Genomic DNA, 9527 nt, shown 5'->3' on the forward strand with positions numbered 1-9527 from the left:
GACAACCTCAGACAACCTCAGACAACCTCAGACAACCTCAGACAACCTCAGACAACCTCAGACAACCTCAGACAACCTCAGACAACCATATGAAAGGTTTTTGAAAAAAATTTCCTCATCGAAAATTTTTACAAGGTATTTTTTTAGATTATACTCTGTTTTCCACCTAAAATGTTGACTTTATCACCTGATAATCAAAGAAAAATGTTTGATCACCTTGCATGCTGTGTCAACCTTTCCCCAAAGGACAAAGCCCACACCGGTCTTTAAATAATGCCAATCAATAAACAATGGTTTGTAAACAATCTGGCTTCTTATCTAACAGATTTAACTTGGCTTTCCCCTTCAAATGCCTCTTTGTAATGCGTCCCTATTTAGAGTTACTCTACAAAAAAACACTGCTTTAGGAATACTCACAGACGAAAAACACCCTATGCATAAAATTTTAACCGCATCTCAAACAATGGTATTTTACAACACAACGGAACAAACTATTGTCTTACAGATTTTCTCGTATCACTCTCATCCTGTTTCAAGAAGTTGCCTGATAAGCACAAAATGCCATCTCAGAGAGTTCAATGCCTCACCATACGTTACAACGCATCACCAACCTGCTGCTTCTAGCCAACAGTGCACCCATTTTGAAAGCAAAGAGCGCTTTTTTCCTACATGCTTTGCCAAAAAAGGGAGTGCTTCATTTTGCCTTTTCTCGCTTTAAATAAACATATCCGTTGACCTCTTCCCACCACCCTCAAAGGACAAAGGTTTTAGCCCCACATCGGTTTGTAAACAATCCAACTCCTCTGAAGGAGCTCCATACCTGCTCATTATTTATATGATTCACTTGCATAATACTTAACCAAGCAAATCCTCCCCAAAACAGTTGCTAATGTATTAAATACTTTAAGCTATCTTACTGATATCACCAGCTTCAATAATAGTGTTTTAATGACGGTATTTACGCTATAATAGGATAAAATTATCTAGGGGCTTTTTGTCATCGCACAGCAGCGGTTTAAACCCAGCACTTGAAACAATGGATCACGATACCACAAGAGAGAGGCATTTGGGATAAAATCTTTATTCCTCAGCAAAAAACGCCATGAATAAAGAAATTTTTTTTGTTCTTTCCCTACCTTTAATAATCACTGTCTTGATCCTCTAAAGAACAATAGGTAAACTCACCTTTAGGCATCCAACAAAGGCAGCACAAAAAATAAAAGAATAAAGAGAGTTGAGTTTTTTTTCTAAAGCGCCTCAAAACTTTCTGCACAATATATTCTATAAGACTTTTTTCATAACAAACATTTTGCAAGCATTTTTATCTTTCTCTCACACAGCTTTCATTCTCAGGCTTTGACAGCATAAACCACCGCCACATTGACAGGGCGTGTTTCATCTCCCCCTGTTTTTTGCAACAAGACCTTATGTTCATGCTCTCCCGCAGGAGCTGTCAAACAACCAGTCCAAGACACCATAGCGACATCCTCTTTATAAGTCCCGCTATTGTAGTATAGAATCTTTTTTTCAACCTTTGGATAACTATGCTGGTGTTTGCCTGTCGAATCTGTTTTTCCTTCATGAGTATGAGATTTAAAAGACTCTTCTTGTCGACTTCCCAAGCGACGTCCTTTATCAATTGCTTTTCCACTATCGAGCCCCCGTAAAAACATTCCACGCAAATCCGGAACATTGAATGTTGTTCTCCCATCTCCTTTTCCCCATGTTTCTCCCAAAACAGCAAAGAGATTAGCATAGTTCCTTCGCGAATATTCTTTACCATCACAGAGTAACCATCCAGAGGGTATTTTTTCTGTAGCAAAAGTCCCGATAAATCCAGAAGAAAAAGTTTCAGGCAAAGGAGGAAAGGGAGGGATTTCAGGAAGTTTTATAGTAGGATTGGTTAAAAACCAGCCATCAGCATTTTTTCCGGCAATATCACGCGTATAGACGACTTCATAAAGCCCCCCCTTTTGAATTTCCTCCCCTTTTAAAGGCATGATACCCTCTGGCGTTGCCATATAAGTTGGTCGTGGAAGTAATTGATTCAAAGAAATATTTGTCTTTCCTCTATTGACGCCTTGTGCTTTAAAGCGCACAACAATGCCATCCATATAAGTCTCAAAAAAAGACTTTGTTGACAAACGAAGTGACGTTGTCTCATTTTTCACATCGACAGTAAACTGTGTTTCAATCCCGCCCCCATTATCCAACAAATATTCTTTGATGCGTTGCATCATAGCGCGAGCACTATCATTGACTGTGCTTGGCGGTTGCCCTTCTGCCCAGTTTATACTCTCGTCTACATAAGCATTTTCTGATGCAACAATTGACCAATCATAAATTGAACTCATAGAAGATACTCTTTTTTCAAAAAGGGAAAACGAGCAAAAAATGAAGAAAAGAAAGCCGCAACTTTATTTTTAGATGCCGGTATTTTTTCCATTTTCACTTTTTCCATTTTCAAACCTATTTTGTCATAATCAACATGCAATAACTTTGTTTTTGCATTGACATAAACAGCTTCAGGCTTCACACGCAACACATCTTGCGCCATAACGCCCTGATAACGTTGTGGATTTCCTTTATAATTAAAGGTATAAAGTGGATATCCCTTTTTCTGCCCCACAGGGATAATATTTTCTTTTGCTCTCACGTCACAAAGCCCTAAAATTCCTCCGACCAATCCAAGCACTTGCTGCGCATCACGCAACGGATCTTTTGTAACAGAAGGTATTGTTGTAGATTTTCCTGAAGTTGTGCCGTAATTTCCAGCAGCCTGTGTTCCTACCTGTAACAAGCGTTCTAAGCGATTCCAATCTTGATTATCTTTTTCTGACCATTTTTGGCGCTCCGCATCTAAGACATTTTGACGATTCATATCTTGAATCATTCCTCCTTTCAAAGCATTGCTTTGCGCATTACTCTGTCCTTGATAATAGCTATTTGCTGCATTAACCTGATCCTGCTGAGAGCGATCAATCATCTGGTTCGCGTTCATCATATTATTAATATCTTGATTATACTGCTGTACCGCAGCATTTGTTGCCAAGGCGCCTAACTCATCGGCCAGCACACCAGTATGAGCGCCAGAACCATAACGTCCTGCCCCAGACATAGATTGATTAATCGCATCAGAAGTTTTATTCAAAGCATTTTGCAATGCAGTATTAAATTTACTATTGCTTCCAATCCAGCTTCCCTTAGCCATACCGGAAAGATTTGTAGCGCTGTTGGTTGGTGCATTCAACCATTGCGTTACCGTTGGATTGTTATAGAGCCCTGCTGCTTGTTGTAAACCGGTCAGCGCATTTTTTGTCATATCGCTAAGACCGGCAACTCTCTCTCCCTGATAAACGTTTCCACCAATTCCTTTATTATAAAGTCCAAGCGCGTTAGCACTGGCTTGTTTAAGAATATCAGCAGCCCAAGCGGGTGGTGCATTTGTTTGTGTTGTTGTCTGCACTTGAGGTGTGGTTTTTCTACTCATGGGTTCAGAACCTTTCTATATTGAATAAGATTACGAGAATATCCGTGATGAGCGAGCTTTTTCGCCCATCCAGTTCTTCCAAACATGTGCATTTCGTCCGCATTGATTGTTCGCGCCCATTTTTCGACTTCATCAATCAACTTGACCAATTTCAGCCCTCCCTCTCCCGCAAGATCTGAGAGAACGACGCATTTTTTCCCCGTATGGGTTATTTCAACTTTGGTAATTGCAAAAGCACTAAATTGGATTTTATTTTTTAAGACCAGCCACAATTGTGCTTGTCCTGTAGCGATTTCTTCAGCAATTTTTTCCAGACAAACATCATCCGGAAAGCGCTGCGCATATTTTTTCAATGCAGCATTGAGATCCTCTTGATAGGGAGCTATTTTTTCCCATGGCCACTGCTCTGTCAGATGAGCAGAATATAAATCTTGACTCTCAAGCATCATAATTTTAGCTCTTTTAGCTTTGTCATTTCCCTCATTTGAGCAATACGCATCCCCATGCATACTTCACGCATTCCATGCCCCCCGCACAATAAAAGAAAAAAAGCCCCATCATCCCTTTGTCACAACAAAGAGGGAACTTTCTTCTTTATAAAAATAAACCATTGTGCAGCCTATTTTTCCTTTATCGCAGAAAAGCATGAAACATAACGCACCACCTTGTTCTTCATATTATAAAGACACAGCTTATCGCATTGTGCCTTTGTTTATAAAGGCTTAAGGAGAGCCTATGGGGCATTTGTTCTTTAATAATAGAGGCTTTGAGCCTATCGCATGGTATTACAAAAGGTATGCCTATCGCATGCCGGCAGACGTCAATTCCACATCAAATCCGGTGACATGAGTCCAATTCACCCCTTCAGGAATACGCAATTTAAAGCGATAAAACCGTGCCCTTGCGCGACAATGAATTTGTCCAGTATTATAAGAGGGTTGTTTTTCTGGCAACCAAACAGTTTTCTCTTCAAGAGATTGTCGAAAGCGCATTCCCACAGATAAATAAAACTTTCCACTATTGACTTGAGGCATAATATTTTTCACGCGTGTTATCATGCCATTTGTCTGTCCCATTTCTTGTGATATCACCACACAAGCCATAGGACACCCAGAAAACGACCCCAGTCTGCCCTGTTGATCAAATGCCCCCAGCATAGGTGATTCATTTCTCCACACTTTACTATCAAGAGAAAAGGACAAATCGTCAATATTCTTAGTCACAAAATCAAGACCTTCTAGGGTTGTTCCGGCTAAGAAAATAGGCAATATCATTTTGATATCGACGAGAGCTTTTGTCCATTTTTGCAATCCCCAATCATAAATGAGCAAGATCCGTTTATGAATGTTCTCATCAGAATCAACCATCCAATAAACACGATTATACACCCCATCGATAGCAGCAGACAGGGTGTACAGATTATCCTTCCTTGATTTTGCTGTCATCGTTCGATCCACTTTTTCGAACCCAATAGGGATAATCTGTCCCTCATTTGTTATTTGATAAAAACCGCCCTCATCGGCAAAGAATGCTAAATCGCCCCGACAAACGATTGATTCAGCATTTTTAGCGCCTCGTTTATCGTGGATTTTTTGGAAACTAAAAATAATCTTTGATCCAGGGATAAAAGAACCGGCATAGATTGCAGAACGCATAAAGATAATTGGATTTGTTGTCTCGGTTGCCCCTTGGACGAATCCGCCATCAGGAAAATCTTGATAATCACAACTTTTTTTCCCCACGGTCCAAAATTCAGCATCATTCAATCCAGACCAATGAACCCGTCTTGGATTTTCGGTTAATTTCATCAAACAAACGAAATCTCCCCAGATTCGAACAATCCCCGCTTGTGGCGGATTACCTCCTAAATTTCTAAATGTTTTATCATGGTTAATATCGATCACTTGTGGTCTATCATTGGCATTAACAGCAATGATCAAATCACCAAACAAAGCAAAAGACCACGGAGCATCGATATTAGCAAGATAAGATTTTCCTTTTTGGCTAATATCCCTCCACTTCATTGTTGTATTATCAAGCAAGTAGATTTTTTCTCTTGTCCCAGCAATAATAGAAACCCCATTTTTTGTTTTAACCGCAAGAGCGCCTAAAATTGGCTCCGGACAAGGCTCTGATAAAGGTTCAAAACTTGGCATAGGAATATAGGAGCCATCAGCTGGAAGCACATTAACAAGTTCATCAGTAAAAATTCCATTGATATCCGCCACATCGGGTCGATAATCAGCGATTGGGAAAAAAGCCATCAAGACCCCCATAAAATCTTTGAAGAGCCCAGTGCCATTCAAGACACCAAGGCTTATTAATAATAAAAAAAACTACAAAAGCCCTTAGAACAAAACTCTAAAGGCATAAAATTTAAGAAAATAAACAACCTTAGGTTGTTTAATGCATCAAAAAAACGATACCATCAATAATAGCCACCCCAACGCCATCCACCAGCGCCTAACCAAAATCAACTGCCCGCAATCACCCACAATGACGGGGGAAAAAGCCATTAAGACCCCCATAAAATCTCTAAAGAGCCCAGTGCCATTCAAAACACCAAGGCTTATTGATAATAACTAACCATAAAAGCCCTTAGAACAAAACTCTAAAGGCATAAAATGCAAGAAAATAAACAACCTCAAGTTGTTTAATTCATCGAGCAAAATGTGACCATAAAGAATGGTGGAGCCCAACGCCAAACACCAGCGCTTCACCATCAACACCCAACGCGCATCCAACCATAAAGGACAAACTAACCTTCAACACCCGCCATAAACGATTTCGAAAAAAGCCTTTTAAAAACGCATTGGACGAATTTTTGAAGAACCTTTTCGACGCGATGTTTCAATACGCAAAGCTTGAAGCTGTTCTTGAAAATCTCTGAAAGAAACGGCGGCATATTCAGGATCTTTAAGGATATTTTTATACAATTCATATTTTGCCCGTGCTTTAATAAGATCAAAAGCATGAAGCAACCAAGGATTATCATCTTCTCTCAGCTGTTCATCCGCAATATGAATAGGAGCATACGAGAGCTTTACGGTTTCCACATATTCTGGTGTTGGAAAGAGTCCTATTTTTTGATCAAGGTAGGTATAAAAGAATGGCGTTCCTAGCGCAGGATGCATACCATATTGTTGATGCAACACTTCCAAGGGCTTAAAGAACAATTTTGTTGGTGTTTCATCGTTTGTTGCTAAAAAGACGCTCTCTAAAACCTTTTCTGATTTAATACAAATTCCCTCTTCTTGCCCATACCATGTTTTACCACTTTGTGTTTTAAACGTCCTTTCTCTTTTTTCATTAAAGAAAAAGGGTTCGCGTTCACACAAACGCAAAGCCGTAAAAATTGAATCTTGAATTTGCAGGGAATATTCCGCTGTTGTATCGTCAATTTCATCTTGAATAAGCGCGACCATATAAGCAAAAGTTTTAGAATGGTCTGAATGTGTAAGGTTTAGATTTTGGGGATCAGTGGATAAAGTGGTCATAAGCCTGTCCTTGTTTCTGGAAGCATTTTAAATTTTTCCCCCAACAGATCCCTCTTGTTGGGGGAAGAGAGCAAACATTCGCTTTAAGCGGGCGCTCCATAAGTTGGAATGACGATAGTGCCAAAATCCTGAGCCCCTTGCGTACTTCCTGGCAAGGTAAAGCAAGTTTTTTTCATCCCAATAATGGTTTTTGCCGCAACCCCGAATTCTCTTTCATAGTCGAAGAGTTCCTCCACCAATTTATAGCGTGTCGCCCCTCGATCTTTACCAAAAGCAATCACAGCACTCTGCGCACCAAGCAGAACAGCCCGCCGCACATTTGGTACAGCTTTATTTGCCGTCCCAGATTCAACCCCTTCGGTAATATGTTCAGCTTCGCGTAAAACCACACCATTATACATGCCCAAAGACCCATCATAGAGCGGATTTTTGATACGACTTCCACTATAGATTGCCTTAGTAATGTCGAGCCATTGCCCCGCATCTGTATTGGTTCGCAATTGCGTCACTTGGGTTGGGTGCAGATACAGCACATAGACATTTTCACCATCAATCCGCACAGGTCTAATTTTAGGATTTGCCAATTTAGCCCGTTCGACAGCTTTATCAATGAGCTTAAGATCAAAAACATCGCCTTCTTTTAAGTCCTCATCCTTTGCTTTATCGTTAGGACGTACCACGCGTTTATTGGTTGGTGCCGTTGGCGCATTAAACCCATAATGAACTGGTTTAAGGGTAATCGTGCGTCCTTCAAAGTTAATAGCTTTTGCGGTATAACCACACACTTGAATGAAGAACATCATACTCAGACGATCTGCATACCAATCAACCAAACCATTTTTTGCCTCGGTGCGCAAATCATGGAGAATTCGTTGTTGATCAATCGTTCCCTCATTTTTGACACGCACAGCATGAACGAGTTCATTAATTGCCAAGCGATCATTGAGAAACTGTAAAGCTTCTTCATTGCCTTCCAATGTCTGCCCTTCACTCACCCCATCGCCTAGCAACTGCACACGCAAATTAAAGCTAATGGCATCCCCACTTGCTTTCGTGGTTTCATCCTTTAATTGTACGATACTGTTTGAATCATTTCCAATCAACGGTGCAATTGGAATTGCTTTTGAGACTTCTTGGTTTAGTAATTTAGACCATGTGCGCACTGCCATTGGGTCATTAAGTCCGATATAAGTTACGGTCATTTTATCCTCTAAAAGTTTTCTTGACATAAAAAAACCCGGCAAAGCGCCGGGCGCTCAAAACACCACATTTCATTTCAGATGGTGAATAGGTTGTTCGTGAGTTTTATCTAATTTCTGTTAGCCTCTACCTCCTCCTTATAAGAGCTCTCCTCACCGCATCCGTTCTTTGAAACATCTTCTCTCCCCACTCCCCCCGCCCCTGTTCCCTCAAAAAACGCCTGCCACCTTCACGCACCAAAAGCCGCTCCACGTTCCCGCAAAAGACCCTGCCACATTTTTGTTTTTAAAATTCTCTTCCCCCCATTAAACGATTAAAAGAAGCTTTATTTTTAGGATCAGCAACCCAAGCGCTAAATTCTGCTTCTGACATTTTATCAAGCATATCCAAAGAAATCGGCCCATTTGGCGTTAAACCGTTATAAGCAGCAAGAGTACGCGCAGAATTGTGTCTTTCCTGTAAATTTTCATCCATGTTATTGGGAACATTTGTGTAGCCAATTTTTTGTGCAATCGTGTAAATCACTTCAGCGGGGTTTTGATTTTTTTGCGCACAATCGCGCAAGATCTGCTTCAACTCATCACCAATTATCGCATCAATATTTTGGGGATCTGCCATCTCAGGATAGAGCGAAGCACAAGCAGCCAACTGTCTAGCCCGCGTTTCATAAATAAAATCAGCTGCTTGATCAAAATCATGATGTTTTTGTTTAACACTGGCAACAGACTGTTGATAGAATGCGTGCAACTGTTCTGCTTCACAAACAGTCGGTTTATCTTGGGGTTTTTCATGTAAAAGCCCTTGTTTTTGGAGTGTTTTTCCCAACCATTGCATATAGCCCATGAAGTCTTTTTGTGGATCTGGTGGAACATCTTCTCCCCCTTGAACTTCTTTTCCAGCCTTTTGCGAAGAGTACTGTTGTTGATGCACTTGCCCTTGGAAATTATCTTCAAGAGTTTTTTCTTCTCTTGCAATTTCACCATCTTCTCCCTCTTGTGTTGAGACCAGAAAATCTTGTTTCAATTGGTTTTGTTCTGCCGGCGTTAAGTGTTCTTGATCCATGACATTAGCCTTTTCTTTTTTTAAACAATAAAATCAAATTTTTCAGATAAAACAGCCTGTGAGCATTTATTCCCTCAATGCTCTCCCATCACTTGGGCTCCAGCATTCCCCCAAAGCTCTCCACCCCATATAACGGCAAAACTCCCCCTCTCCACCTTGCTTTTCCCAACAATCCAGCCCTATAAAACAGTTCTTTTGAGAAAAGGGAGCCCATGCACTATGGAAATCGATAAGCTCATTCTGCGCCCACCATGCCCCACCAAGTTCACCCCACATAA

Annotated in this window: 8 protein-coding genes; all 8 read right to left on the bottom strand. The window is 40.6% G+C overall.

Translation table 11 applies throughout. The features are described from left to right. Nucleotides 1–1349 precede the first annotated feature (1349 nt). Nucleotides 1350–2354, bottom strand: coding sequence for a phage tail protein (locus ACFIN0_RS04700; RefSeq protein WP_375702013.1), 1005 nt, complete (start codon nt 2352–2354; stop codon nt 1350–1352). Further along, nucleotides 2351–3490: a tail fiber domain-containing protein gene (locus ACFIN0_RS04705; RefSeq protein ID WP_375702014.1), complete on the bottom strand. Its 1140-nt coding sequence runs from the start codon at nt 3488–3490 to the stop codon at nt 2351–2353. The genes ACFIN0_RS04700 and ACFIN0_RS04705 overlap by 4 nt, the downstream gene beginning before the upstream one ends. Then, nucleotides 3487–3939: a hypothetical protein gene (locus ACFIN0_RS04710; protein ID WP_375702016.1), complete on the bottom strand. Its 453-nt coding sequence runs from the start codon at nt 3937–3939 to the stop codon at nt 3487–3489. Before ACFIN0_RS04710 ends, ACFIN0_RS04705 begins: the two co-directional genes overlap by 4 nt. A gap of 351 nt (nt 3940–4290) precedes the next feature. Then, nucleotides 4291–5754 carry a hypothetical protein gene (locus ACFIN0_RS04715; RefSeq protein ID WP_375610677.1) on the bottom strand — a complete coding sequence of 488 codons (1464 nt, stop codon included), beginning with the start codon at nt 5752–5754 and terminating at the stop codon, nt 4291–4293. Between the two features lie 537 nt (nt 5755–6291). Further along, nucleotides 6292–6987 carry a hypothetical protein gene (locus ACFIN0_RS04720; RefSeq protein ID WP_375702017.1) on the bottom strand — a complete coding sequence of 232 codons (696 nt, stop codon included), beginning with the start codon at nt 6985–6987 and terminating at the stop codon, nt 6292–6294. A gap of 83 nt (nt 6988–7070) precedes the next feature. Continuing rightward, a complete protein-coding gene (locus ACFIN0_RS04725) occupies nt 7071–8189 on the bottom strand; it encodes a N4-gp56 family major capsid protein (RefSeq protein ID WP_375702018.1) in 1119 nt (372 codons plus the stop codon). Between the two features lie 283 nt (nt 8190–8472). Beyond that, entirely contained in the window at nt 8473–9249 is a 777-nt protein-coding gene (locus tag ACFIN0_RS04730) for a hypothetical protein (RefSeq protein WP_375702019.1), read from the bottom strand. 66 nt (nt 9250–9315) lie between these two features. Then, on the bottom strand, nt 9316–9527 hold a 212-nt coding region (locus ACFIN0_RS04735), incomplete at its 5' end, for a hypothetical protein (RefSeq protein WP_375702020.1).

The sequence above is a fragment of the Bartonella sp. AA89HNZF genome, assembly GCF_042196905.1.
Classification (GTDB): domain Bacteria; phylum Pseudomonadota; class Alphaproteobacteria; order Rhizobiales; family Rhizobiaceae; genus Bartonella.